Genomic DNA, 26,737 nt, shown 5'->3' with positions numbered 1-26,737 from the left:
AAAAAAAACCCGTTAAAACCCGCCAATGGTTAAGGAGAACTGATTGGCCGCGGTGAAGTTTAAGAATCACGTTTGCCACTACTTTCGTCGATTCTTCTGACCTTATTAAGAAAACCCTTATTTACGCATAACTTACAGGCTCTTAAGAAAGTTGCGACGCATCTTATTGCAAATGCAAACTATTCTCAATAGTATTTGTATTAGCGTATTTTACTGTAAGGGAGTCTAAAGTTCCTCCACTTGAGTAATTAAATGTAAATCAAGGAAAATTATCGTGACAACACGGCAAAGATTATGGCCGCTTCGTCAGCCTGCGGGTCGTGCAGCGCAGCTGCTGGCCGCCGATAACGTGGGTAAAGAGGACTGGTGGCAGCAGATTGCGCAGAACGGCACCCCACTGGTGGAAGAGGTGGCGAAAGGGACAGTCAGGATGAACTATTTCTGGCGTGACCCGGCGGGGGATGAAACCCGCTCAGCGATTCATCAGGTTTATGTGGACATTAACTGTGTGACTGACCACCACAGTCCTCAGCCTCAAAGCCTGCAACGACTGCCGGGTACTGATGTCTGGCACTGGTCAACGGAGATTGATGAACACTGGCGCGGCAGTTACAGCCTGATCCCGGTGAACGCGGACCAGCTCCCGCCTACTTTCAGCACCGATGACGACACTCGCCGCAAGCAGCAGCGTGAATGGTGGATCTCCCTGTTTCCGCTGGCGATTGCCGACCCGTTAAATCGCAGCTGTGCGCACCTCAACAGCCGTGGACACGCGCTGTCGGCCGCGCATATGCCCGCCGCCCCGGACCAGTCGGCCTGGCACGCACTGGACAGCGGGCGCCCGATTCAGCCCACCAGCCATCAGCTGCAACCGTTCACCTGGGACAGCGCCCTGCTGGGGAACCAGCGCCGCATCTGGCTTTATACCACCGGCAGCACGCCGACCCCGCAGCAGCGACCGCTGGTCATTTTACTGGACGGGCAAAACTGGGCTGGTGGGCAGCCGATCTACTCCGCGCTGCATGCCGAAACCGACAGCGGTCATCTGCCCGCCGCCTGCTGGCTGTTGATTGATGTGATTAACGGCGACTGGCGTGAAAAAGAGCTGCCCTGTCATGCCGAATTCTGGCAGGCGGTGCAGCAGGAATTGCTGCCGCTGGCGCGCAGTCGCGTTGAATTCAGTGAAGAGGCCGACCGCACCGTGGTCGCCGGGCAGAGCTACGGTGGCCTGGCGGCGATGTATGCCGGGCTGCACTGGCCTGAGCGCTTTGGTCGCATCCTCAGCCAGTCCGGCTCCTTCTGGTGGCCGAACTTCCGCCTGGTCACCCACTTTTCCGAAGCCGGAGATCAGGAGATGGGCTGGCTGACCGGACAGGTGATCAACGGGGAGCTGCCTGCCTGCCGCTTAACGATCTTCCTCGAAGCAGGTGATCGCGAAGGCGATATGGCCTGGGTCAATCAGCAGATCCGTCAGGCGCTGATCCCTGGCGGGCATGACATCAATTTTCGTATTTTCTCCGGCGGGCATGATGCCCTGTGCTGGCGCGGCGGGCTGCTGGACGGCTTACGCTGGCTGCTGGCCGATTTTATGACTCCTCCATATTCTGGCAAGAACAGGAAATGACAATGACCGAACAACAAAACCCCTTCGACGATGAAAGCCTCGACTTCCTGGTGCTGCTCAATGCACGCCAGCAATACAGCCTGTGGCCCGCTTTTTCCGACGTCCCTGCTGGCTGGCAGACCGTGAGCGGCCCGAACACCCGCGCTGAATGCATCCGTTACATCGAAGAAAACTGGCACGACATGCGCCCCGCCGCGTTGAAAACGGCGGGTTAGCCACGCGGCATTTGCCCATACCACCGCCCCAGGTGCTATGTCATCGCGTAGGGGCTGACCATCCCTTCCGGTCAGCCCGGGTCGACCGGAACAGAGGGTCGACCCCTACAAGAAAATTGCCAGGCGGGTTGACCCTGCGTGCTGTATTTACCTCTTACCGACAGGAATTGCCACCGTGTCAGAAGCTCAGATCACGCCTGGAATACAGGCCGAATTTACCGAATATCCGCTGGTTGCTGCGCAGCCGGGGATCTGGATCGCCGATCAGATCGCCAGCGCAGGAAACACCTTCGCCGTTGCCCACTACAGTGAACTGCATGGCGATATTGATCGCCCGATGCTGGATGCCGCCATCCGCCAGGCGATGTCCGAAGCCGATACCGTTCAGGCTACCTTTGGCCTCACGGATGACGGTAGCGCCGTACAGCGCCTGCCGCATGCGCGTACCCCAGAACAGGTGCAGCCTGTTGAATGGGTTGATTTCAGCCCACGCTGCGATGCGGTGCAGGCTGCGCACGACCTGATGCAGGCCGACCTGGCCGCCGACCTGCGCGCAGACGGTGAACGTCCGCTCTACCGCCAGCTGATGATCCGCGTCAGTGACGATCGCTGGTTCTGGTATCAGCGCTATCACCATCTGATGCTCGACGGATTCAGCTTTGAAGCCCTGACACGCCGCGTGGCCGCGATCTACCAGGCGCTGCGTGCGGGTGAAACGCCTGCGGCATCGCCCTTTATCTCCTTTGGCGAGGTGGTCGCTGAGTATCAGGCCTGGCAGCATTCGCCCGCCTGTGAACGCGCCGCGCTGTTCTGGCAGCAGCATGGCGAGCACTTCCCGACGGCGATTTCGCTCTCCAGCGAAACCTTTACCGCTGGCACCAATGGCGCACCGTTAAAACAGCAGGTTACCCTGCCTCCGGCACTGCTGGCGGCACTGGCCCAGCAGCCCGGCTTGCAGGAGAGCGCCCCGGCAGAAATTGCCAGCGCCCTGCTGGTCGCGTATCTGGCACGCATCAGCGGTGAATCCCGCCTGAGCATTGGTTTCCCGTTTATGCGCCGCATGGGTTCAGCCGCGCTGGCCGCCACCGGCCCGGTGGTCAACGTGCTGCCGCTGTTGCTGGATATTGACGACAGCATGACGCTGGCCGATATCAGCCAGGCCTTGCAGAGCGAAATTAAACAGGTTCGCCGCCACCAGCGCTACGAAGCAGAGCAACTGCGCCGTGATCTCGGCCTGGTCGGCAGCAGCCAGTCGCTGTATGGCCCGGTGATCAACCTGAAGGTCTATCATGACAGCCTGACTTTTGACGGCATTGATGCCATCAGCCACACCCTGGCGATGGGTCCGGTTGACGATCTGGAGTTTGAAATCGGCTTCCAGCTCGGCCAGTTGCAGGTAACGCTGGTGGCCAACGCAGAAAAATATGACGCGCAGACGCTGGCCTGGCACGGTGAACGCATCGCGTTCCTGGCCGCCCAGCTGGCGCAGCAGCCACAGCGTACCTTATCCAGCCTCGCGCTGATTGCCGACGATGAGCAGCAGCAGATCGCCAGCTGGTCCCACGGGATCAGCGTCACGCCGCCAGAAGGCGTGGTGTCGATTCTGGCGATGTTACAGCGTCAGGTTGACGCGCAGCCGGATGCGGTCGCCGTGGCCTGCGGCGATATCAGCCTCACCTACGGCCAGCTTTCTGCCCGTGCGATGCAGCTGGCCCGAGAGCTGATCGCGCGCGGTCTGGGGGCCGAAGACGTGGTCGCCATTGGTATTCCGCGCTCCGTTGACTCGCTGGTGGCGATCTTCGGCGTGCTGGCCAGCGGTGCCGCCTACATGCCGCTGGATCTCGACTACCCGCGTGAACGTCTGGCGCTGATGTGTGATGACGCGCAGCCGCAGCTGCTGCTGACGCACAGCAGCACCGTTGACCAGATGCCGGACGGCGAAACCCTCTGTATTGATGATGCTGCCGTGCGGGCCGCCTGTGATGCGCACGCTGCCACCCCGGTGAGCGACAGCGAGCGCCGCGTTGCCCAGCGTGGCGAGCACCTGGCGTATATGATCTACACCTCCGGCTCCACCGGACGGCCGAAAGGCGTGATGAGCACGCATGCCGGGCTGCTCAACCTGTTCCTCTCCCATCAGGCCAACCTGTTCGGCCCGGCGATTGAGCGTTTCCATCGCAACCAGCCGCGCCGTATGCGTACCGGCCACACCGCCTCCTTCTCGTTCGACTCCTCATGGGAACCGCTGTTCTGCATGATGATGGGCTGCGAGCTGAATATTTTCGACGAAGAGCTTAGGCGCGATGCCTGGGCGCTGTTGCAGAAGATGAAACAGGTGCCGGTTGACCTGCTGGATATCACCCCATCCTTCTTCTCGCAGATGATTGATGCCGGGCTGTTTGAGCCGGAAAGCCACCGTCCGGCGTTTGTGATGATCGGCGGTGAAGCGGCAACGCCCACGCTGTGGAAACTGATGCAGCAGCACCCGGAGCTGGAGATCCATAACTACTACGGCCCGTCCGAGTACACCATCGATACCCTGGGCGCCAGCGTGATGGTCTCTGACCAGCCGGTGATCGGCCGCCCGGTCGGGAACACCCAGGTGTGGCTGCTGGACAGCAAGCTGCGTCCGGTGCCGGTTGGCTGCGTCGGCGAGCTGTACATTTCCGGCACCGGGATTGCCCGTGGCTACCTGCGCCGTCCGGACCTCACCGCCGCCCGCTTTGTGGCGAATCCGTTCCTTGAGGGTGAAGTGATGTACCGCAGCGGCGATCTGATGCGCTGGCGCAGTGACGGCCAGCTGGCCTTTATCGGCCGCGTTGACCACCAGATCAAAGTGCGTGGTTTCCGCATAGAGCTGGGTGAAGTGGAAAATGCACTGGTGGCGCTGGATGAAGTCAGCACGGCGGTGGTGATTGCTCAGCCTATCGGTGCCACTAACCGCCTGATCGGCTACTGCTCAGTGTATGACGATGCGCTGCGTGCCGACGATCGGCTGTCGGCAAAACTGCTGGCGAAACTGGCGGTCACCCTGCCCGACTATATGGTGCCCGCCATCCTTGTGGTCATGGACGAACTGCCGCTGAACGTCAACGGCAAAATTGACCGCCAGGCCCTGCCTGAGCCGCAGCAGATGGCGTTTAAACCTGGCCGCGAGCCGCAGGGCGCAGAGGAAACCCTGATCTGCCAGGCGGTGGCCGATCTGCTGGGGATGGAACGCGTTGGCGCTGACGATGACTTCTTCGCCCTGGGCGGGGACAGTATTTCCGCAATGGGGCTGGGCACGGCCGCCCGTCGTGCGGGATATCTGCTGCGTCCACGCGATATCTTCGCCCAGCGCACCCCGGCACGCATGGCGCAAAACATGCCGCTGCTGTCCACCCACACCGCCGTCAATAACGTGGCACAGCACGGAGCGATCGGCGGCCTGCCGATCCTGCAATGGTTCAACGAACACGGTGGCATTAACCAGCGCTTTGCCCACGGCGTATTCCTGCGCGTGCCTGAGGCATTGCAGCGCACGCATCTTGAGCAGGCGCTGACCACCCTGAGCCGTGCGCACCCGGCGCTGGCGGCCTTTACCCGTGACGGGCAGCTGGTGGTGGGTGAAGCCCGTCCTGCCGGGTTTACCCGCTGGGTCAGCACGCTGCCTCTGCATGATGCCCCGGAAGCCTGTGCAGAAGATGCCTTCGACGCCGCCGTCACCCGCCTCGACCCGGAAAACGGCGTGATGATGCAGGCCACGCTGCTCCAGCAGAATGACCGCACCTTTGGCCTGGTGCTGGCGATCCATCACCTGGTGGTGGACGGTGTCTCCTGGCGTGTGCTGCTGGATGAACTGCGCCAGGCAGCGGAAGCCGCTATCAGCGGCACCTCGCTGACCCTGCCGCCGGAAGAGACTTCACTGCATGACTGGTCCGCAGCGCTGTTAAGCAACGTCTCCCGCCGTGCCGCTGAGCTGCCTTTCTGGCAGAGCATGTTGCAGCATCCGGTGCCGCTGCTCGGCCAGCGGGCGCTGCACGCGCAGGACACCCACAGCGAGCTGAAAGAGAAGCGCACGCTGCTCGACGGTGCGCAAACCCAGGCGCTGCTGACCGCATTGCCACAACAGTATCGCGCCAGCGTGGAAGAGACGCTGCTGTGTGCGCTGTCACTGGCAATCATCGACCGCTTTAAGGTCAGCCAGCTGCGTTACACCCTGGAATCGCATGGCCGCGCCGAACTGGCAGGCGACCACGATCTGGCCCGCACCGTTGGCTGGCTGACCGCCGAATATCCGCTGCTGGTCACGCTGGATGACGGTGATACCGGCAGCCTGCGCGATGCGCTGCGTGCGGTGAAAAGCGTGCTGCGTGCCGTGCCGGATCGCGGCGTGGGCTACGGTCAGCTGCGCTATCTCGATGCCGTCCGTTCCACCCGGCTACAGCCGCTGGCACAGCAGCATGCGCCGGAAGTGCTGTTTAACTACCTCGGGCGCTTCACGGCAGGAGATGGTCTGTGGACGCCACAGCGCACGCGTAAACATTTCCGCGATGCCTTTGCGGTACATCAGTCCCCGGATATGCCGCAGCTGCACGCTCTGGAAATCAATATCTTTGTCGATGAAACCGGGGCACTGCCGCAGCTGGCGATTAACTGGGGCTGGCTGAACGGGGTGTTCAGCGAAGAGGACATTGATGCCCTGCACCTGGCGCTGGCCGGGGCCTGCGAGGCGTTGAGTGATTTCGCCCGTCGTCATCCGCAGGACGCGGCGGATACCTTAGTCGCCGCCGACGTGGCGATTGACGGCGTCAGCCAGCAGGATGTGGTGCAGCTGGGTGAGCGTCACGGCCCGCTGGCCGCCGTGCTGCCGCTGCTGCCATTACAAAAAGGGCTGCTGTTCCACGCGGCCACCGCCGACAACAGCGGCAGCTATAACTCCCTGACGCGCCTGACCTTCAGCGGTACGCTGGATGAAGATCGCCTGCGTGCGGCACTGGATGCGGTGGTGCGTCATCATCCGCAGCTGGCGGCACGTTTTGACAGCGAGCAGGCGCTACAGCCGTTGCAGCTGATCCCGGTACTGCCGCAGGACTCATCGCTCTGGACGCTGGATCGCCATCTTCTGCCTGCACTGGCAGCCGCTGAAGAAGCCGATGCGCTGCTGGCGCTGGAGAAAGGCGAGCTGGCACGGGATCTGTTCAGCCAGCCGGTGATGCTGCATGCGCTGCTGGTGCAACATGCTGGCAGCGACCGCTTTACGCTGATGCTGAATGCCCATCACCTGGTGGTGGATGGCTGGTCAACGCCGGTGATCCTCGGCGACCTGTTTACCGCGCTGTATCACGGCCCGCAGGCGCTGACGCCGCATCGCTTCAGCTACACGGATATCGTGCGTCAGTTAACCTCGCGTGATGCCAGCGCCTCGCGCCAGCTGTGGCAGCAGGTGTTGCAGGATGTGCGTCCGACGCTGCTGTTTGGTAACGATGCCCATCACGGACCGGTACACGACCTGGATCTGGTACTGGATCCTGAACTGGAACGCGGTCTGCTCCAGCTGTGCCGCAGCCGTGGTCTGACGCTGAACAGCGTGATGCAGGGCATCTGGGGCATGCAGCTGGCGATTGAAAGCGGCCATCAGGACGTGGTGTTTGGCTCACCGGTTTCCGGTCGCTTCGGCCAGATTGACGGCCAGGAGCAGCACGTTGGCCTGTTCAGTAACACCCTGCCGGTGCGCGTGCGTTTCGACAGCCAGCGTCCGCTGCTCGATCAGCTGGCCGATCACCAGGCCCGGCAGATCCAGCTGATCGAACATGACGATCTTGGTCTGGGTGAGATCCAGCAGCTGGCGGGCAGCGGTACGCTGTTTGATACCCTGCTGGTGGTGGAAAACTACCCGGATAACACCGACCTGTTGCAGGGCCACAATGGCCTGCGCTGCCACCATATCGGCAACCGGGGTTACACCCACTACCCGCTGACCCTGCTGGTGCTGCCGGGTGAACGTCTGCATCTGCTGATGGAGTACCGCGATGCGGTGCCGCATCCGCAGCGTTTTGCCGACCGCCTGCTGATGCTGATAGCCCAGCTGGTGGCCCAGCCCGACCTGCCGCTGGCGCGCTGGCAGCTGCAAACCCCTGACGAACAGGCGCTGATTGCCAGCATCAATAACACCGCTTACCCGGTGGCCGCAGGCACGCTGCAAGGGGCGATTGAGCAGCAGGTAAACCGCACGCCGGATGCACTGGCGCTGCTGGACAGCGATCACCGCCTGACCTATCGCCAGATGCAGCAGCAGGCCCGCCTGCTGGCCGACCGTCTGATTGAGGCCGGGGTGCAACCGGGTGATATCGTTGCCGTTGCCCTGCCGCGTTCGGTGCGCCTGAGCCTGGCACTGACCGCCATTCTTCAGGCCGGGGCCGCCTGGCTGCCGCTGGATACCGGTTACCCGGACGATCGTCTGGCGCTGATGGTGGAGGACTCGCGCCCACGCCTGATTATCAGCGAAAGCAGCTTAGCCGCGCGCTTTGCACTGATGGGGCCGATTCTGGCGTTTGATCGGCTGGAAGACGAACAGCACCAGCCTGTGCATGTGCTGCCTGCCGCTGATCCTAAGCGCCCCGCCTATGTTCTGTACACCTCCGGCTCCACCGGGCGTCCGAAAGGCGTGGTGGTCGGCCAGCAGGCGATTGTTAACCGTCTGTGGTGGATGCAGGACGAGTACCCGATGGATGCCAATGACGTGGTGCTGCAGAAAACACCGTGCAGTTTTGACGTCTCCGTGTGGGAATTCTTCTGGCCGCTGATGGTTGGTTCTCAGCTACTGATGGCACCGCCGGACGCCCATCGCGACCCGGAAGCGCTGGTGCAGCTGATTGAAGACTATGCGGTGACGACGATGCACTTCGTGCCGTCGATGCTCGCCGCGTGGGTCACCGCGCTGGAAAGCCGTGACGGCAGCGACAAAGGCTGCCACAGCCTGCAACGCGTTTTCTGTAGTGGCGAAGCCCTCTCCTGCGATCTGGCCGCCAGCTATGAGGCGTTGATCGCCGCCCCGCTGCACAACCTGTACGGCCCGACCGAAGCGGCAGTGGATGTCACTTATCATCCGGCCAGCGGTGAAAGCTTACAGCAGTGCAGCGGCGCGGGCGTGCCGATTGGTTACCCGGTGTGGAACACGGAGCTGCGCATCCTCGACGGGCTGCTGCGCCCGGTTCCGCTTGGCGTGGCAGGCGATCTCTACCTGTGCGGCGTGCAGCTGGCAGACGGCTATCTGTACCGTGCCGACCTGACGTCGCAGCGCTTTGTCGCCGATCCGTTTGCCGACGGTGAACGCATGTACCGCACTGGCGATATTGCCCGCTGGCTGGAAAACGGTGCCGTGGAGTACCTGGGCCGCAGTGACGATCAGCTGAAAATTCGTGGTCAGCGCATCGAGCTGGGCGAAATTGAACAGGCGCTGTTAACCGTGGCTGGCGTGGCACAAACCGTGGTGGCCGCCCGAGAACTGGGCGGTGTGGCATCGGTGGGTGCCGATGCGCGTCAGCTGGTGGCCTGGCTGATTGCCGAATCGGGTGTCACGCTGGATACCGCTGTAGTGCATCAGCAGCTGGCACAGCGCCTACCGGCGCATATGCTGCCGGTCAGCTATGTGCTGACGGATCACTTCCCGCTCAGCGCCAACGGCAAGCTGGACCGCAAGTCCCTGCCCTTGCCGCAGGCACCGCAGTCTGCTGGCCGCGCACCACACAGCATCCACGAGCAGCTGCTGGTGACCTTGTTCTCCCGCCTGCTGGCGCGAGACACGGTGTATGCCGATGATGACTTCTTCGCGCTGGGTGGGCACTCGCTGCTGGCGATGCGCCTGGCCGCCGAACTGCGTCGTCGTCTGCCGCAGCCGCTCTCTATCGGGCAGATCATGGCCGCACGCAGCGTGGAGAACATGGCGCGCCTGCTGGATGACAGTGCGCGTGGGGTGAACGCCGACAACCGCGCCAATGGCGAAAGTCTGCCGTTCCGCAGCGGTACCGGACCAGTCCTGTTCTGTATCCACCCGGCTTCCGGCTTTGCCTGGCAGTATTCCGGCATGATGCGCCATCTCGGGGGCAACTTCCCGATTGTTGGCTTACAGTCACCGCGTCCGAACGGCGTGATTGCCCGCTGTGAAAGTGTGGATGAGATGTGCGAGTGCCACCTTGCCACCCTGCGCAATATTCAGCCGCAAGGTCCGTATCACTTACTGGGCTACTCGCTGGGCGGCACCCTCGCCCACGGCATTGCGGCACGTCTGCAACAGCAGGGAGAGCAGGTGAACTTCCTTGGGCTGCTGGATACCTATCCGCCAGAAGGCCAGGACTGGACCCGACCGTCAGAAGAGGATGCGCGCGAGGAAGTGGCGCGTGAGGAGGCCGAGTTTATGGCTTCCACCGATGACGACGCGCTACTGCTGGAAGAGAAAGCGGCGATGTTCAACACCATCGTGGCGAACTATGCCGATGCCGTTCAGCGCCTGAGTACCGCCACCACGACACGCTTTGAAGGGCAGGCCACACTGTTTGTGGCGAAAAACACCCTGCCCGAAGGAATGGATGTGGAAGGCAGTTGGGCGCCTTACCTTCAGCAACTGCAGATCCACGAACTGGCCTGCGAGCATATGGATATCCTTTCACCGGAAACGCTGGTGACGCTGGGGCCATTGCTGGCCGGGCTGATGGAGGAGTGCCAGGACCTGGCGTAAAAGACACCAGTTACACATGCACCGCAGAGGTCGACCGTTTTTTCCGGTCGACCTTTTTTTATTGGATGACCCAACAGCCGTCCCTGCCGTACTCTGTAGTCGCAACCTCAAGTATACGCCATTGACTTACAGTGAATGCTGACGTAGCATCCAAAAATCATAAGCCATTGACGTATAGTTATGCTTTTATTGAAACTGAGATTTTCACCGAGGATGTAAAGGAATTACTCACCGATGATGAATATCGTGAGTTTCAACAGTTTCTGGCCAACAACCCGGATTGGGGTGATGTCATCCCGGATACGGGAGGACTGCGGAAAATCAGATGGTCAGCAAGAGGTAAAGGAAAACGCGGTGGCGTGAGGGTTATTTATTTCTATAAAATCACTGCATCGCATATCAGGCTATTGCTGATATACAAAAGAGGGATCCAGGATGATTTGAGCAAGGATGAAAAACGGCAACTACGTGTATTAAACGAGGGGGTGGTAATGGATAAAAAATTATTTGAGCGTCTGAAAGAAAGTATGACGCAAATGAATGAGATCGTGGAAGGTTCTCGCGAGCCTTCACGTGAAACCAATGTCATCGCCGTTCAGGTCAAAGCCATCAGAACCGCTTCAGGGTTATCTCAAAGTGGATTTGCCAAACTCATTTCAGTCAGCGTCGACACATTAAAAAACTGGGAACAAGGCAGGCGGGAACCCACAGGCCCGGCAAAAGCACTGCTACGCGCCATTGAACGCGATCCGCAGCATGTTATACCCGCACTTTCCTGTAAAAATTAGCCCGTCATAAACGCAATACCCATATCAAAAAGCCCGTGCGATTGAGTGCACGGGCTTTTTACGGTCGGCCTTTTTTAGGGCTGATGATAACGTCCGCACGGCACGATCATCGGCGTATGCGACACCGGATCGTCAATCACCACGCTACTCATACCAAACACCAGCTGAACCAGCTGCGCATTCACAATCTCAGCCGGTTTCCCCTCGGCGATAATCTGCCCTTCCTTCATCACAATTAAATGGTCGGCATAGCGGCAGGCCTGATTCAGATCGTGCAGCACCGCCACCAGCGTATGCCCGTGCTCCTGATTTAACTGACGGAACAGATCAAGCAGCTCAATCTGGTGGGCGATATCCAGCCAGGTGGTCGGCTCATCCAGCAACAGCAGCGGCGTCTGCTGCGCCAGCACCATCGCCACCCACACGCGCTGGCGCTGGCCGCCGGACAGTTCATCCACGCTGCGTTGTGCCAGCTCACTGACGTTGGTGGCCTGCATGGCCACCGCCACCGCCTCGCGATCGGCTTCGCTCCACTGCTTAAGCAAGCTCTGATGCGGATAGCGACCCCGCGCCACCAGATCGGCCACGCTGATCCCCTCGGGGACAATCGCATGCTGTGGCAACAGGCCCAGCTGGCGAGCCAGCGCTTTGGTGCCCATCTGATGAATATCATGACCGTCGAGCAGCACCTGGCCGCTGCGCGGTTTCAGCAGACGGCACAGGGCGCGCAACAGCGTCGACTTCCCGCAGGCGTTAGGGCCAATAATCACCGTAAACTGACGGTCGGGGATCTGCACGCTCAGCGCACTGGCGATCACTTTCTGGTCGTAAGCCAGCGTCACGCCAGCGGCCTGCAAACGGGGGGATAAAGAGGTATCCATGATTAACGTCGTGACTCCCTGATCAGTAACCAGATGAGATAAACACCGCCGATGCTGACTGTCACAGCGCCCACCGGCAGTTGTATCCCGTTAAATGCATGCTGCGCGATCACATCGGCCGTCAGCAGCAGCAGCGCCCCGGTAGTGGCGGCGGAAAACAGCGGCACTGCGTTGGCCCCGGTCAGACGGCGCGCAATCTGCGGCGCGGCCAGCGCAATAAAGGCAATCGGCCCGGCGCTGGCGGTGGCAATGGCCGTGAGAATAATGCCGCACAGCATCAGCCACAGACGGCTGGACTCGGCATTCACCCCCAGCGCACGCGCGCTGTCATCACCCATTTCCATCAGCTGCAACCGGCGGCTGAGCAGCAGCGACACCGCAATAGTCAGCGGCACCAGCAGCAGCGCAGGCTGCCCTTTCGCCCAGGTGATGCCGTTCAGCGATCCGGCGCCCCACAGCGCCGCACTCATCGCACTCTCCAGCGAGGCGCTGACAATCAGCCAGGTGTTGAGCGCCGACAGCACCGCACCCACGCCAATCCCGACGATAATCAGCCGGAAGCCGACAATGCCCTGGCGCCACGCCAGCAGATACACCAGCGCCGCCGAGCCAATACCGCCCACCAGCGCACCGGCGGCAATCTGATAGTCGCTGCCGCCAAAGCCGATAATCATCACCAGCGCCCCGGTGAACGCCCCGGTATTAAAGCCCACCACATCCGGGCTGCCGAGCGGGTTGCGGATCGCCGACTGGAATATCGCTCCGCTGACGCCAAGGCCTGCACCCAGCACCAGCGCCATCACCGTACGCGGCGCGCGCCACTGGGCGACAACGGTCACAAACCCGCGCGGCCCTTCCCCCTGCAACGCCTGCCACACCTGGCCTGGACTGATACTCAGCGCGCCGTAGCACAGCGCAAACAGCGCCAGCAGCACAGCCAGTGCTATCAGCGTCAGGTTCACCCACAGCACCCGGGACGCCAGGCGCAGATTGAACCAGCCGTCTGCACGGCCGATCAGTAAGCTTTTGCTGTGCATCCTGCTCTCCTTAATGTTTGCGGCTACGGACTAACCAGATTAAGACCGGCGCACCAATTAATGCGGTCACAATCGACACCCGCAGCTCGCCCTGTGCCATAAAGCGCCCGGCAATATCGGCGGTCAGCAGCAACACCGGGGCCATCAGAAACGAGTAAATCAGGATCCAGCGCTGGTCCGCGCCCACCCACCAGCGGGCCACATGGGGCACCATCAACCCGACAAACCCAATCGGCCCCACCAGCGCTGTCGCCGATCCGCACAGCAGCATCACCGACAGCAGCGCCAGCAGGCGCACCAGCACCACCCGGGTGCCGAGTGCCGCAGCAATGTCTTCACCCATACTGAGGCTGTTCAGTGAACGTGAGGCCGCGAGTGCCAGCACCACGCCGACGGCAATTGCCGGGGCCACCAGCATCAGATTCGCGGAGGAACGGATATCCAGGGTTCCCGCCTGCCAGAAGCGCAACTGGTCAAAGGTCTGCGGATTAAGCAGCGACAGCGACGAGGTCAACCCGCCCAGCACCGCACTCAGGGCCACCCCGGCCAGCGTCAGCCGTACCGGATTGACGCGCCCGCCGCTGAGTGAGCCAATCGCCCACACCGCAATGCTGGCAATCAGCGCCCCGCCCCAGGCAAAACCGAGCCAGCCCGCCATGCCGCTAACGCCAAAGACGGTAATACCCACCGCCATCGCAAAGCTGGCCCCGGCGTTGACGCCAAGAATGCCGGGGTCTGCCAGCGGGTTGCGCGTCAGGGCCTGGATCACCGCCCCGGCGCCGCCCAGCGCCAGACCCACGAGGATCCCGGCCAGGGTACGCGGCAGACGGGCATTGAGAATAATGATGCTGTCGGCGTTGGTCAGCTGGCCGGTCAGGCTCTGCCACACCAGGGCAGGCGCGATAGATTTGGCCCCCAGCATCAGGCTCGCCAGGCTGACAACGGCCAGTAATATCAGACAGATGATGACACCCGCGCTGCGCGAAAGACCTTGCGACAACGGGGCCGTGCGGGGGGAAGCTTGCTGCAATGACATCCCTGACAGATCCTCTTCACATGCAAATGAATATGAGTATTATTATCATTAACGTTACTGAGCAAATATGTTACCATGCGCCCCGCCAGAAAAACATCGGCATCCATCGCGCCGCGCCGGACACCTTCCGGCCGCCAGGCACCGGCTCCATCAACTACGTGGAAACTCATGGCTAAGTCCTCCATTCTGCTTGATTTCAGTTTGCTGAAAAACAATGCCCATTTTCGTGCCATCTTTTGCGCCCGTATGCTCTCCGTGTTCTCGCTCGGGATGCTGGCCGTTGGCGTACCGATTCAGATCCAGGCCATGACAGGCTCCACGCTGCAGGTGGGTGTGGCAGTGATGCTGGACGGTATCGGGATGTTTATCGGGCTGATGCTGGGCGGCATCCTGGCAGACCGTTTCGATCGTCGTAAGTTGATTCTGTTTGCCCGTGGCACCTGCGGTATTGGTTTCGCGGCCCTCAGCCTGAATGCGTTTCTCCCGGAACCTTCTTTGTGGGCACTGTACCTGCTGGCCGCCTGGGACGGTTTCTTTGGCGCGTTGGGGATGACGGCATTAATGGCGGTGATCCCGCTGCTGGTCGGCCGCGAGAACCTGGGCGCAGCCGGTGCGCTGAGCATGGTGACCGTGCGTCTCGGGGCGATCCTCTCCCCGGCGATTGGCGGGGTGATTATTGTCGCGGGCGGCGTGGGCTGGGCCTTTGCCGTGGCGGCTGTCGGCACGCTGGCAACGTTAATCCCGCTGGTGCGTCTGCCGTCGATGAAGCCGGAACAGCAGGAGCCGGAGCATCCACTGCGCGCCCTGGCCAGCGGCGTTCAGTTTGTCTGCCAGCAGAAAGTGGTCGGTTCCGTGGTGCTGCTGGGGATGCTGGTAAGCATTGTCGGCGCGGTACGTATTCTGTTCCCGGCGCTGGCTGTCAGCTATCACGCTGATGCTTCAGCCATTGGTCTGATGTATTCCGCCGTCCCGCTGGGTGCCATGATCGGCGCCTTTACCAGCGGCTGGGTGCCGGGTTACGCCCGCCCTGGCGTACTGGTGTTGATCAGCGCCACCTGCGCGTTTCTGGCAATTGCTTCGCTGGGGCTGTACAGCCACTTTATCCCGGCGCTGCTGGCGCTGGTGGTGTATGGCTACTGCAATGCCATCGCTTCGCTGCTGCAATATATGCTGATTCAGCACCATACGCCTGACCACTTGCTGGGCCGCGTGAACAGCCTGGGCACCGCGCAGGATGTGACCGGGGATTCCGTCGGCGCGCTGGGATTAGGGGTGCTGGGCAAGCTGTTTACGCCGGTGATCAGCGTGCTGTCGTTTGGCGCGGCGGCAGCTGGCGTGGCGCTGGTGCTGGCAAGCCTGGTAGGCACGTTGCGCCGGGCGACGATGTCACCGCCAGAGGCGGCAGACGATCCGGCTGAAGAGCCGGACCCGGTGACAAATTCGTAATCATTTCAGAACCCGTAAGGGCAGACCCTTTTTTCCGGTCTGCCCGTGATGTTGAGCCGGTGCCGACCCGGCGTTACGGGGCGACCGGAAAAGATGATCGCCCCCTACGGGAGATCGCAATGGCATCGGTTTTTTAACGCCCACCGCGAGCACTATCATGCCGCCTTAGCCAGAGTAATTTACAGGCGGCCGGAATAATCAACATCGACAGTAGCGGCGCCGTGATCATACCGCCAATCATCGGGGCCGCAATGCGGCTCATCACTTCCGACCCGGTTCCGCTGCCCCACAGGATCGGCAATAGCCCGGCGATGATCACCGCCACCGTCATCGCTTTCGGGCGCACACGCAGTACCGCCCCCTGATACAGCGCACGATCCAACCCTTCCGCGCTAAAGGTCTGCGGCCGGGACAACGCCGGGTCGGCCTCCACCGCATGGCGTAAATACATCAGCATCACCACGCCAAACTCGGCCGCCACGCCCGCCAGCGCGATAAACCCGGTGCCCGTTGCCACCGACAGATGATAACCCTGCCAGTAAAGAAACCAGATGCCGCCCATTAGCGCAAACGGCAGGCTCATCAGGATCAGCAGCGCCTCATCCACCCGCCGGAACGCCAGATACAGCAGCACAAAGATAATCATCAGCGTCACCGGCACCATCAGTGTCAGCGTCTTACTGGCGTGCTCCAGCAGTTCGAACTGCCCGGAAAATGCCACGCTGGTGCCCGCGTTCAGCGTTACACTGTCACCGATTGCCGCTTTCAGATCCCGCACCACGGAGACCATATCGCGCCCGCGACTGTCAATATAAACCCAGGCCGATGGCCGGGCATTTTCCGTTTTCAGCATCCCCGGACCGGACATCACGCGCACCTCCGCCACATCCCCCAGGGTGATTTGCTGTTTCAGCGGCGTCAGTATCGGTAGCTGACGCAGTGCGGCGGGGCCATCGCGATAGCTCTGCGGGTAGCGAAGATTGATGGGGTAGCGCGCCACGCCCTCGACGGTTTCGCCCACCATCGCCCCCCCAATCGCCGATGAAACAAACAGCTGGACGTCGGCGATGCTCATGCCGTAGCGGGCGGCTTTTTCCCGCTGGATAGCCACATCAATATAGCGCCCCCCTTCCAGCCGCTCTGCCAGCGCTGAAACCACTCCCGGCACGCCCTTCGCCACCTCAGCAATCTGCTGTGCGGTGCGATCGATATCCGCCAGCCGCGTACCGGAAACTTTAATGCCGATGGGGCTTTTGATGCCGGTGGAGAGCATATCAATGCGGTTACGGATCGGCGACACCCAGAGGTTTGCCAGCCCCGGCAGACGCACCGTTTCATCGAGCTGCTGAATGATATCGTCCAGGGTGATCCCCGGTCGCCACTGGTCACGAGGTTTCAGCCGGATGGTGGTTTCCACCATCTCCAGCGGGGCGGGATCGGTCGCGGTTTCTGCTTTTCCGGCTTTGCCAAACACCGATGCCACTTCCGGCACCGCTTTGATCAGCTTATCCGTTTTTTGCAGCAGCGCGGCCGCCTCAGCGGGCGACACGCCCGGCAGGGTCGACGGCATATAGAGTAAATCCCCTTCGTTGATCGCCGGAAGAAATTCACCCCCGACCCGGCTGAGGGGCCAGATCACGCTGACCATCGACAGCGCCGCCACCAGCAGCGTGAGCTTCGGCCAGCGCAGCACCCAAAGCAGCAGCGGACGATAGAGGGCGATCAGCGCACGGTTAAGCGGGTTGCGGTTCTCTGCGGGAATATGCCCGCGGATCCAGTAGCCCATCAGCACCGGGATCAGCACAATCGCCAGTAACGCCGATGCCGCCATCGCCCAAGTTTTGGTAAAGGCCAGCGGCGCAAACAGCCGCCCTTCCTGCCCTTCGAGGGTAAAGACCGGGATAAACGACAGCGTGATCATCAGCAGGCAGAGAAACAGCACCGGACCGACCTCTACCGAGGCATCGGTAATCACGTTCCAGCGCGTCTCAGCCGTCAGTGGCTGGCCGGGGTGCTGCTGCTGCCAGGCTTCCAGCCGCTTGTGGGCGTTTTCAATCATTACGATGGCCGCATCCACCATCGCCCCGACGGCAATGGCAATCCCGCCCAGCGACATGATATTGGCGCTCAGCCCCTGGAAATGCATCACGATAAACGCCAGACACAGCCCGAGCGGCAGCGAAATAATCGCCACCAGCGCCGAGCGCAGATGCCCGAGGAACAGCGCACAGACCACGGCAACCACCAGAAACTCCTCCAGCAGTTTCACGCTGAGGTTATCAATGGCGCGGTCGATCAGCTGGCTGCGGTCGTAGGTGGTTACCACTTCTACGCCCGGCGGCAGGCTGCTCTTCAGCCTTGCCAGCTTCTCTTTGACGGCGGAGATCACCTCACGCGCATTCTTGCCTGAACGCAGGATCACCACGCCGCCTGCCACCTCACCTTCGCCGTTCAGCTCGGCGATCCCACGCCGCATCTCCGGCCCGATCTGCACCCGCGCCACATCGCTCAGCAGGATCGGCACATTGTTCACCCCGGCAGCGATCGCGATGTGGTTAAAGTCGTCGAGGTTCGCCAGATATCCACGCGCACGCACCATATACTCGGCTTCGGCGATTTCCACCGATGAACCGCCCGCCTCCTGATTCGCGTCGCTGAGCGCCTGCTTCACCTGCGCCAGCGTCACGCCGTACTGGGCCAGCTTCCGTGGGTCCACCTGGACCTGATACTGTTTGACCACGCCGCCGATGGAGGCCACTTCCGCAACATTGGGGATAGTTTTCAGCTCATATTTCAGGAACCAGTCCTGTAACGAACGCAGTGCCGCCAGATCCTGCTGCCCGCTGCGATCCACCAGCGCATATTCAAAGATCCAGCCCACGCCGGTGGCATCAGGGCCTATCGCCGCGCTGGCACCCGCGGGCAGTTTGCCCTGCGCCTGATTGAGGTACTCCAGCACCCGGGAGCGCGCCCAGTAAAGGTCGGTGCCATCGGCAAAAATCACATACACGTAAGAGTCGCCAAACTGGGAAAAACCGCGCACCGTTTTTGCTCCGGGCACCGAAAGCATGGTGGTGGTCAGCGGCCAGGTGACCTGATTCTCCACAATTTCCGGTGCCTGCCCCGGATAGCTGGTTTTAATAATCACCTGCACATCAGAGAGATCCGGCAGGGCATCAACCGGGGTATTGATAATAGTCCAGGCACCCCAGACGCTGATAAACAGCGCGCCGATCACCACCAGGAAACGGTTGGCGACCGAGCGCCGGATAATCCATGCAATCATCGTCGTCTCCTCAGTGGCCGCTGTGCGAGTGGGCAGAAGGGTCAGCCATATCCGGCATATCCGTCATCTCAGGCATATCCGGCATCGCCGACATATCATGCGCAGCAGGCATATCGGGCATCACCGTCGCGGGTTTTTCCGCCTGCCGCATTCGCGCCAGTGCCCCGGAGATATTGGCTTCAGAGTCGATCAGGAACAGCCCGTTCACCACCACCGATTCCCCTTCAGCCAGGCCTGCGCTGATGCCGGTCTGCTGTTGTGATTCATGCAGTACGCTGACGGTTTTGGGCACAAAGCGCCCCTCGTCATCCACGGTAATCACCCGCTGTTCACTGCCGCTGTCGATCACCGCCTGAGAAGGGATCAACAGCATCGGCTGGCTGCGGGTGGTCAACGTCAGGTAGGCGTTCATCCCCGGCTTGAGTAATGCGGCGTTATTCTCCACCTGTAAACGCACGACGAGCGTGCGCGTGGCCGGGTCAACGCCGGGCAGCACGTTCCATTTTTCGATGGTAAACGGGGTAGCCGGGTAAGCGGGCAGCGCGAGAGTAAACTGCGTCGTCTCCTGCAACAGCCAGGACAGCGAGGCCGGAAGCGCCGCGCCGATCCACACCGGGTCCATCCCCTGAATACGCGCCACCACGCTCTCTTTGGAAATATTCATCCCGCTGCGCAGATCAAACGCGGTGATCACGCCATCAATAGGCGCGGTGATGGTAAAGCGCGTCTGGATCTGGCGGGTCTGGCGTAAACGCTGAATATCCGCTTCCGGCATTCCGCCCAGCCGCAGGCGCTCCAGCACGCCTTTCAGCGCGATGGCCGAACCGCCCGTGGTTGAAAGCAGCAGGTATTCACTTTGCGCCTCAACCCAGTCCGGCAGGGTCACCTCGGCCAGCGGAGTGCCTTTTCTGACGCTATCCCCCACCGTCAGCGGGAACACTTTCTCCACAAAGCCCGCCGTCCGCGCCTGCACAATGACAAACTGGTAGTCGTTAAAGCTGACGGTGGCAGGCAGCGTCTGCGTCCAGGTCAGCGGTGCGCGACGGACTTTTTCCGTTTTCACCCCGAGGTTTTGTACCTGGGTCGGGTCGATTCGGATGCCCGGATGATTGTCCGCGTTCGCGTCATCGGCATATTTCGGCACCAGATCCATCGCCATAAACGGGGAGCGCCCGGGTTTATCGAAGCGGGTATCCGGCTTCATCGGGTCATACCAGTACAGCACCTTGCGCGCGGCGGGCGCGCTATCCGTGGGATGCGCCGCAAAAAACGCCGAGTACACTGCCACGGAGAGCAGCCCGCCCAGCAGCAGGCCAGCCATCACCAGCGCCGTCACTTTCACTTTTACAGAAACCATATGTCCTTCCACTGAACAGAGTGAAACCGGGGAAATGTGGCGGCAACGGCCGTCACAGCGATAACTGTTTACTCGGCCCAGCCACCGCCGAGGGCCGTATACAGCGCGACCTCATTGACGTCACGGGCGTAAATCAGATCCAGCAGGTTTTGCCGCGTGGCAAACAGCGATCGTTGCGCGTCCAGCACCTCGAGATAGCTGCCCGAGCCGCTGGCATATAAGGCGCTGGCCCGACGCTGCGTGATGTTGAGCGAGTCGAGATAACGTTGCTGGGCGATCAGCTGCCCGTTAAGGCTTTCCCGCTGTGCCAGCGCATCCACCACCTGTTTAAACGCGGTCTGAATTTTTTGCTCGTAGGTGACCACCGCCTGCTGCTGGCGCACCTCTGCCAGCTGGAGGTTGGCCTGGTTGCGCCCGGCGTTAAACAACGGAATATCAATCTGGGGGACAAAGCGCCACAGGCCGCTCCCGGCAGTGAACAGGTCTGACAGCGCCGTGCTGGTAGTGGAAAGTCCCCCGGTCAGCGAGATAGAGGGGAAAAAGGCGGCTCTGGCAGCGCCGATGCTGGCCTCTGCCCCCCTGAGCTGGTGTTCAGCCGCCAGAATATCCGGCCGTTGCAGCAGGATGTCCGACGACAGCCCCGCAGGCAGCACCACCGGGTTGAGAACCTTTTCCGCCTCGGCGGCGGCGGGCAGCGCAGCATAGCGACCGACCACTAACTGCAGCGCGCTGTTCGCCAGCGCCTGCTCCCCTTCACGTTTGGCGATTTCTGTCTGAATACTGTTGATGGCGCCCCGCGCCTGTTCCACGGCCAGAAGCGTGGTGCTGCCCGTGACCAGCTGTTGCCCGACAAACGCATACGACTGCTGGTAGTTTTTCAGCGCTTCACGGGCGATACGCAGCTGTCCGTCCGCCAGCCGCTGGCTGAAATAACGCTGTGAGACATCAGCAATCAGCAGAATATGCACCGCCCGCTGCGTTTCTTCGCTGGCAAGCACCGTCTCGCGCTCCGCCTCGCTCATATTTTTCAAGCGGCCAAAAAAGTCCAGATCCACGCTGAGTTCGCTGCCTGCCGTCATCTCGCGGCGGGTATCGCGTGGCGCGCTGGGTCCACCTTGCCAGGTGACGCCAGAAGAAGCGTTCAACTGCGGGTAGCGGTCGGCATCGGTTACGCGGTATCGGGCGCGGGCTTCCTGGAGGTTCAGCGCCGCCATTTTCACATCGCGGTTATAGCGCAGCGCCTCCTCGATCAGGATCTGCACCTGGTGATCGACAAAGAAACGCCGCCAGCCGCTCTCCTGCTCGCCCCCGGTGACCGCCACCAGCGCGTTGTGTGAACGTGAAAACTGCTGCGGCACCGGGCGCTCTGGGCGCGGGTAAACCGGGGCGAGAGAGGAGCACCCCGCCAGAAGAAGCGCGGTGCCAAGCGTGAGCTGTTTTAGGGTCAACATAGTGCTTTGCATCCAGAAAAATCGGCCAGCCAGGGTGACATGAGATAAGGGACAGGTTAACGGAGTGACGCTGTTTGGCGGGTGACCGCTTAATGACAAAACGGTCATTTTGGCGGTAATGCGTTGATCTCCCCTGGCGGGCCACTAGAATGGCAACACTGTTTCGCTGTTCCCGAGGGCGCGTGAAAATACTGATCGTCGAAGATGAGCTGAAAACCGGTGAATATCTGTGTAAGGGATTGACGGAGGCAGGGTTTATCGTCGATCTGGCTGACAATGGGCTGAACGGTTATCACCTGGCGATGACGGCCGATTACGACCTGATTGTGCTGGATATCATGCTGCCCGATATGAACGGCTGGGATATCGTGACGTTGCTGCGGGCCGCCAACAAGGGGATGCCGGTCTTGCTGCTGTCGGCGCTGGGCACTATCGAACAGCGGGTGAAAGGCCTGGAGCTGGGCGCGGATGATTATCTGGTCAAACCCTTCGCTTTTGCGGAGCTGCTGGCCCGGGTGAGAACCCTGCTGCGCCGGGGCACCACGGTGATTGCCGAGAGCCAGTTTCAGGTAGCGGATTTATCGCTGGATCGCGTGTCGCGCCGGGTCAGCCGCCAGGGCAGGCGCATCACACTGACCAGCAAAGAGTTCACCCTGCTGGAGTTCTTTATTCGCCACCGGGGCGAGGTGCTGCCGCGCTCGCTGATTGCCTCGCAGGTGTGGGATATGAACTTCGACAGCGATACCAACGCCATTGATGTGGCGGTGAAGCGCCTGCGCGCCAAAATGGATAACGATTTCGAACCCAAATTGATTCACACCGTGCGCGGCGTCGGCTACGTGCTTGAGGTGCCGGATGAAGATTAGCGGGCAGCACCGCCCTTTTTCGCTGGCCACCCGCCTCACTGTCTTTATCAGTCTGTCGACCACCTTCGCCTTTATCGCCTTTACCTGGATCATGCTGCACTCGGTTGAGCAGCATTTTGCCGAGCAGGACGTCAGCGATCTGCAACAGGTCAGCATGACGCTGGCCAACATCCTGAAAACCCCGGACGAAACCGAGGCGCAAAAAGTCGAACGGCTCAGCAACGCCCTAAAAAGCTACCGGAATATCGGGGTACGGGTGAGAAAACCCGATCGGCAGGTGCTGTACCAGTCACCCAATGGGCCGGACTTACTCAGCGAACCCACCGCTGCGCCTGCGGCAGAAGACCGGGTATTTCTCTGGTCTGACACGCGCGATCATCATGCGGGGCACGACGGAAAACCTGCCAGCTGGCGGCTGATCAACAGCACGGTTACCGGCAGCGAAAGCAGTAATCCGCCCCGCTACCAGTTACAGATCGCCCTCTCCATCGATTTTCATCTGCACTATATCAATCAGCTGAAACGCAATCTGATGCTGACCGCTGCCGCGATCAGCCTGCTGATTATTGTGATTGTGTTATTCGCCGTGCGTAAGGGCCACCAGCCGTTACGCAATGTCAGCCTGAAGATTAAAAATATCACCTCGGACAACCTTGATGTCCGGCTCGACCCGAGGCGGGTGCCGATTGAGCTGGAGCAGCTGGTGATCTCCTTTAATCAGATGATTGAACGCATCGAAGAGGTGTTTACCCGGCAGGCCAATTTTTCCGCCGATATCGCCCATGAGATCAGAACGCCCGTCACCAATCTGGTGACACAGACCGAGATTGTCCTGAGCCAGCACCGTCCGGTCAAAGAGCTGGAGGATGTGCTCTACTCCAATCTGGAGGAGTATCAGCGGATGGCAAACATGGTCAGCGATATGCTGTTCATCGCGCAGGCCGACAATAACCAGCTGATCCCGGAACGGACAGCGCTGGACCCCAGTGCCGAGGCCCTGAAGGTCTTCGAGTTTTTTGAAGCCTGGGCAGAAGAGCAGGAAGTGAGCCTCAGCCTGACGGGCAGCCCGGCGCTGATGGAGGGCGACCCGCTGATGCTGCGGCGGGTGATGAATAATCTGTTGTCCAATGCCATCCGCCACACACCGCGCGGCATGACGGTCAGCGTCCGCGTGGTGCCACGCGATGCATGGGTTGATCTGGTGGTGGCGAATCCCGGCACGCCGATCCCAGCGGAACACCTGCCACGGCTGTTTGACCGTTTCTATCGCATTGACCCGTCACGGCAGAGAAGCAGTGAAGGCAGCGGTATCGGCCTGGCGATTGTGAAATCAATTGTGACGGCACATCAGGGAACCATCAGCGTGGCCTCCGATGCCGAATCAACACGCTTTACGTTGTCGTTTCCACGGCAGCAATAAGGCCGGATTGAGGTCATCACCCACCGTTTTTTACTGGCTGACCCTCCATATCACCGTAACGGGCGGGCACAACCTGCGTAATGTCGATCGTTTCACGAACCCGGCTGATGTCATACGTTGCCTGCATCGACAGCCAGAGACGAGCCGCAATGCCCAGTCCGGCTTCCAGTCGTACCGCCATTTCAGGGGTAATAGCGGTTTTGCCTGCCGCGGCTTTGCTCAAGGCCGAGGGGGATACCCCGAGGTTTCCGGCCAGCGTCCGCAGGCTGACGTTATAGTCCTCAAGATACTCGGTAATCAGGCTGCCCGGATGCGGTGGGGTCATCATAGTCATTAGTGGTAATCCTCCAGATTGAGTATGTAAGCATCACCGTCTCTGAACTCGAAAGTGATACGCCAGTTGGCACGAACAGTAATGGCGTAAAGATACTGCCTGTCGCCTTTCAGCGGATGGAACCTGAAGCCAGGGTAGTTTCTGAATTCGTCTACCGACAGGGCTTCGTCAAGAACCAGCAGACGCGTTCTGATCCGTTCGGCATCTTTGGCCTGCACACCACTGGGATTTCCTGTTTCGAACAGTTTTTGCAATCCCTTATGCTTCCAGCTTTTGATCACGGCTAACACTCCTTGTTTCCTTCCGGGAAACAGTATAACAATTGTTTCCCGAAAGGAAACAACTATCCCGGTTCGACCGCCAGCATTTTATCGCGTGCAAGCCTGGCCATCGCCAGGCTACCGATAAGGCGATTCTCATCACACTTTTCACAAAAAAACCGCCCCGCCTGCGTCGAGCCGTCAAGTTTCCCCCCTGCACGCCGTTAATCCGATCAGAGCTTTAAAGATTCTCCCCACAGTCTGAATGACATCTCACTCACCCTTTATCCGGGATGCCGCCAGATCTGACAGCTGAATCGATTCATTATCATTCTATTTTCTGAACCATTCCGGTTTCCTGGGCAGCTGGCTGACTTTTCGTCGCCATTTTAGGGGTGTACCTTCTATGCAATTCAAAAATACCACTGTTCGAACCCAACTGACGCTGGGGTTCGGCGTGCTCGTTGTGATTGTGCTTGCCGTCGTTATCCTCGCGATGAATTCCCTCAGCAACGCTAACAACCGATTCAAAACCCATGTCCAGCAGGTGGCGGCGCGTGAATCCTCGGTCAACCTTATTCTCAGCGGCGTTAAAGACAGCTCGCTCAGTCTTTACGGTCTGGTACTGGTCAGTGAGGCCGCCGACATTGACGCCGGCAAAAAACAGGTCGCGGCAGCAGAAGAGAAAACGGCTGCAGCGCTGACTCAGCTGCAGGCGGCTATCAAACAGCACGCCGATGTCACAGACCAGGATCGGCAGTTTGTTACCGCCATTGCTAATGCTGAGGAGGGGTATCGCCCCATTGCTCACCACATTGTTGAGTTAGCCCTGGCGGAAAAAAAGGCGGAAGCCATTGACCGCATGAACCGCGAATTACGCCCTCAGCTCACCACGTTATTGACCGCGGCCAATCAGTACCTGAAATACAGTACCGAACGTGCAGCGGAGAGCCTGAGCACCGCCGAAAGCGCCTATCAGCAAACCCGGATTATTTTCATCGTTATCAGCCTGCTGGCGCTGAGCCTGGCGGTCATTCTGGGTGCGATGATTATCCGCTCCCTGTTCCGTGCCTTAGGCGAAGAGCCTGCCGTGTTAGGCCAGGTGGTTCAGCGCATTGCTCAGGGCGACCTGAGCCAGGTCAACGGTGCCGTCACTGCCCCGGCGGGCAGCGTACTGGCCGCACTCGGTGAGATGCAGGAGAAATTGCATCACTTAATCAGCCAGGTGGCGAACTCTGCTGAGAGCATTGTTTCCGCCTCAGGTGAAATTACCCTGGGCAACGAAGATTTAAGCCGCCGCACCGAAGCGCAGGCCTCGTCACTGGAGCAGACCTCTGCCAGCATGGAGCAGTTAACCGCCACCGTGAAACACAACGCCGACAACGCTCATCAGGGCAATCTGATGGCCACCAGCGCCTCTCAGGTCGCACAGCGTGGCGGCAATGTGGTTGAACGCGTGGTCAGCACCATGCATGACATTGCCGGCAGTTCAGGCAAAATCACCCAGATTATTACCGTCATTGAAGGGATTGCTTTCCAGACCAACATTCTGGCGCTTAATGCCGCCGTGGAAGCCGCTCGCGCCGGTGAGCAGGGTCGTGGATTTGCCGTGGTCGCCGGGGAAGTGCGCATCCTTGCCCAACGCAGTGCAACGGCTGCGAGGGAAATCAAAAATCTGATCGATGAGTCAGTAGAACGAATCAATACCGGTTCTAAGCTGGTGGATGAGGCGGGCAGCACCATGCAGGAAGTGGTCAATGCGGTTAAGGGGGTTAACAGCCTGATGGCCGAAATCACCCTCGCCTCCAGCGAGCAGCACACGGGTATCGATCAGGTGAATAAAGCGGTGGTCAATATGGACGAAGCGACGCAGCAAAACGCCGCGCTGGTTGAGGAAAGTGCGGCTGCGGCTGCCAGCCTCAGACAGCAGGCCCACCTGTTGCTGGAAGGTATCTCTGCGTTTGATATCTCACGAGCGGGCCGTCTTAACGATACAACAGCAGCGATTCGCTAAGGGGCT

17 protein-coding genes and 1 pseudogene are annotated in these 26,737 nt (G+C 60.4%); 10 read left to right on the top strand and 8 right to left on the bottom strand.

The genetic code is table 11. The features are described from left to right. Window positions 1-268: 268 nt before the first annotated feature. The 5 genes and pseudogenes from fes (at window position 269) to nadS (ending at window position 11,343) form a co-directional block, all read left to right on the top strand. On the top strand, window positions 269-1,624 hold the full coding sequence (gene fes, locus ACFL9S_RS11755) for an enterochelin esterase (protein ID WP_405262100.1): 1,356 nt from the start codon (window positions 269-271) through the stop codon (window positions 1,622-1,624). 2 nt (window positions 1,625-1,626) lie between these two features. Further along, window positions 1,627-1,839 carry an MbtH family protein gene (locus tag ACFL9S_RS11750; protein WP_405262082.1) on the top strand — a complete coding sequence of 71 codons (213 nt, stop codon included), beginning with the start codon at window positions 1,627-1,629 and terminating at the stop codon, window positions 1,837-1,839. A 175-nt stretch (window positions 1,840-2,014) separates the two neighbouring features. Next, window positions 2,015-10,555 (top strand): amino acid adenylation domain-containing protein, encoded by an 8,541-nt coding sequence (locus tag ACFL9S_RS11745; RefSeq protein ID WP_405262081.1) that lies wholly within the window; start codon window positions 2,015-2,017, stop codon window positions 10,553-10,555. A 167-nt stretch (window positions 10,556-10,722) separates the two neighbouring features. Beyond that, window positions 10,723-11,037, top strand: a pseudogene (locus ACFL9S_RS11740) (type II toxin-antitoxin system RelE/ParE family toxin); the annotation flags it as partial. A gap of 9 nt (window positions 11,038-11,046) precedes the next feature. Further along, window positions 11,047-11,343, top strand: a complete 297-nt coding sequence (nadS, locus tag ACFL9S_RS11735; RefSeq protein ID WP_405262099.1) for a NadS family protein — start codon at window positions 11,047-11,049, stop codon at window positions 11,341-11,343. Window positions 11,344-11,417: 74 nt separating this feature from the next. Here nadS and ACFL9S_RS11730 read toward each other — a convergent pair whose 3' ends face one another. From ACFL9S_RS11730 to fepD, 3 genes are read right to left on the bottom strand one after another with little or no spacing between them, the layout of a single operon-like run. Then, a complete protein-coding gene (locus tag ACFL9S_RS11730; protein WP_405262079.1) occupies window positions 11,418-12,224 on the bottom strand; it encodes an ABC transporter ATP-binding protein in 807 nt (268 codons plus the stop codon). A gap of 2 nt (window positions 12,225-12,226) precedes the next feature. After that, a complete protein-coding gene (gene fepG / locus ACFL9S_RS11725; protein ID WP_405262078.1) occupies window positions 12,227-13,261 on the bottom strand; it encodes an iron-enterobactin ABC transporter permease in 1,035 nt (344 codons plus the stop codon). Between the two features lie 10 nt (window positions 13,262-13,271). Continuing rightward, on the bottom strand, window positions 13,272-14,297 hold the full coding sequence (gene fepD / locus ACFL9S_RS11720) for a Fe(3+)-siderophore ABC transporter permease (RefSeq protein ID WP_405262076.1): 1,026 nt from the start codon (window positions 14,295-14,297) through the stop codon (window positions 13,272-13,274). A 32-nt stretch (window positions 14,298-14,329) separates the two neighbouring features. Here fepD and ACFL9S_RS11715 point away from each other — a divergent pair, with 32 nt between their 5' ends. Together ACFL9S_RS11715 and entS are read left to right on the top strand one after the other, a co-directional pair. Next, window positions 14,330-14,473: a hypothetical protein gene (locus ACFL9S_RS11715; protein WP_405262075.1), complete on the top strand. Its 144-nt coding sequence runs from the start codon at window positions 14,330-14,332 to the stop codon at window positions 14,471-14,473. Beyond that, complete coding sequence (gene entS / locus ACFL9S_RS11710) at window positions 14,466-15,743, top strand: enterobactin transporter EntS (RefSeq protein WP_405262074.1); 1,278 nt, start codon at window positions 14,466-14,468, stop codon at window positions 15,741-15,743. Before ACFL9S_RS11715 ends, entS begins: the two co-directional genes overlap by 8 nt. A gap of 133 nt (window positions 15,744-15,876) precedes the next feature. Here entS and ACFL9S_RS11705 read toward each other — a convergent pair whose 3' ends face one another. The 3 genes from ACFL9S_RS11705 to ACFL9S_RS11695 form a co-directional block, all read right to left on the bottom strand. Continuing rightward, window positions 15,877-19,029 (bottom strand): CusA/CzcA family heavy metal efflux RND transporter, encoded by a 3,153-nt coding sequence (locus ACFL9S_RS11705; protein ID WP_405262073.1) that lies wholly within the window; start codon window positions 19,027-19,029, stop codon window positions 15,877-15,879. A gap of 10 nt (window positions 19,030-19,039) precedes the next feature. Beyond that, on the bottom strand, window positions 19,040-20,386 hold the full coding sequence (locus ACFL9S_RS11700) for an efflux RND transporter periplasmic adaptor subunit (RefSeq protein WP_405262072.1): 1,347 nt from the start codon (window positions 20,384-20,386) through the stop codon (window positions 19,040-19,042). 68 nt (window positions 20,387-20,454) lie between these two features. Continuing rightward, complete coding sequence (locus tag ACFL9S_RS11695; RefSeq protein ID WP_405262071.1) at window positions 20,455-21,837, bottom strand: Cu(I)/Ag(I) efflux RND transporter outer membrane protein; 1,383 nt, start codon at window positions 21,835-21,837, stop codon at window positions 20,455-20,457. A gap of 182 nt (window positions 21,838-22,019) precedes the next feature. On the opposite strand from ACFL9S_RS11695, the gene ACFL9S_RS11690 reads away from it, so the two are divergent. Then, window positions 22,020-22,703: a copper/silver response regulator transcription factor gene (locus ACFL9S_RS11690; protein ID WP_405262098.1), complete on the top strand. Its 684-nt coding sequence runs from the start codon at window positions 22,020-22,022 to the stop codon at window positions 22,701-22,703. Continuing rightward, window positions 22,693-24,123, top strand: coding sequence for a Cu(+)/Ag(+) sensor histidine kinase (locus ACFL9S_RS11685; protein ID WP_405262070.1), 1,431 nt, complete (start codon window positions 22,693-22,695; stop codon window positions 24,121-24,123). The genes ACFL9S_RS11690 and ACFL9S_RS11685 overlap by 11 nt, the downstream gene beginning before the upstream one ends. Before the next feature lie 16 nt (window positions 24,124-24,139). Here ACFL9S_RS11685 and ACFL9S_RS11680 read toward each other — a convergent pair whose 3' ends face one another. Beyond that, window positions 24,140-24,457 carry a HigA family addiction module antitoxin gene (locus ACFL9S_RS11680; RefSeq protein WP_405262069.1) on the bottom strand — a complete coding sequence of 106 codons (318 nt, stop codon included), beginning with the start codon at window positions 24,455-24,457 and terminating at the stop codon, window positions 24,140-24,142. Beyond that, window positions 24,457-24,738, bottom strand: a complete 282-nt coding sequence (locus ACFL9S_RS11675) for a type II toxin-antitoxin system RelE/ParE family toxin (RefSeq protein ID WP_405262097.1) — start codon at window positions 24,736-24,738, stop codon at window positions 24,457-24,459. The genes ACFL9S_RS11680 and ACFL9S_RS11675 overlap by 1 nt, the downstream gene beginning before the upstream one ends. Before the next feature lie 385 nt (window positions 24,739-25,123). Here ACFL9S_RS11675 and ACFL9S_RS11670 point away from each other — a divergent pair, with 385 nt between their 5' ends. Then, complete coding sequence (locus ACFL9S_RS11670) at window positions 25,124-26,731, top strand: methyl-accepting chemotaxis protein (RefSeq protein WP_405262068.1); 1,608 nt, start codon at window positions 25,124-25,126, stop codon at window positions 26,729-26,731. Window positions 26,732-26,737 lie beyond the last annotated feature (6 nt).

This window comes from Erwinia sp. AnSW2-5 (assembly GCF_045107195.1).
Classification (GTDB): Bacteria; Pseudomonadota; Gammaproteobacteria; order Enterobacterales; family Enterobacteriaceae; genus Erwinia.
Note: the sequence above shows the minus strand (reverse complement) of the source record. Positions and strands in the feature narration are given on the sequence as shown.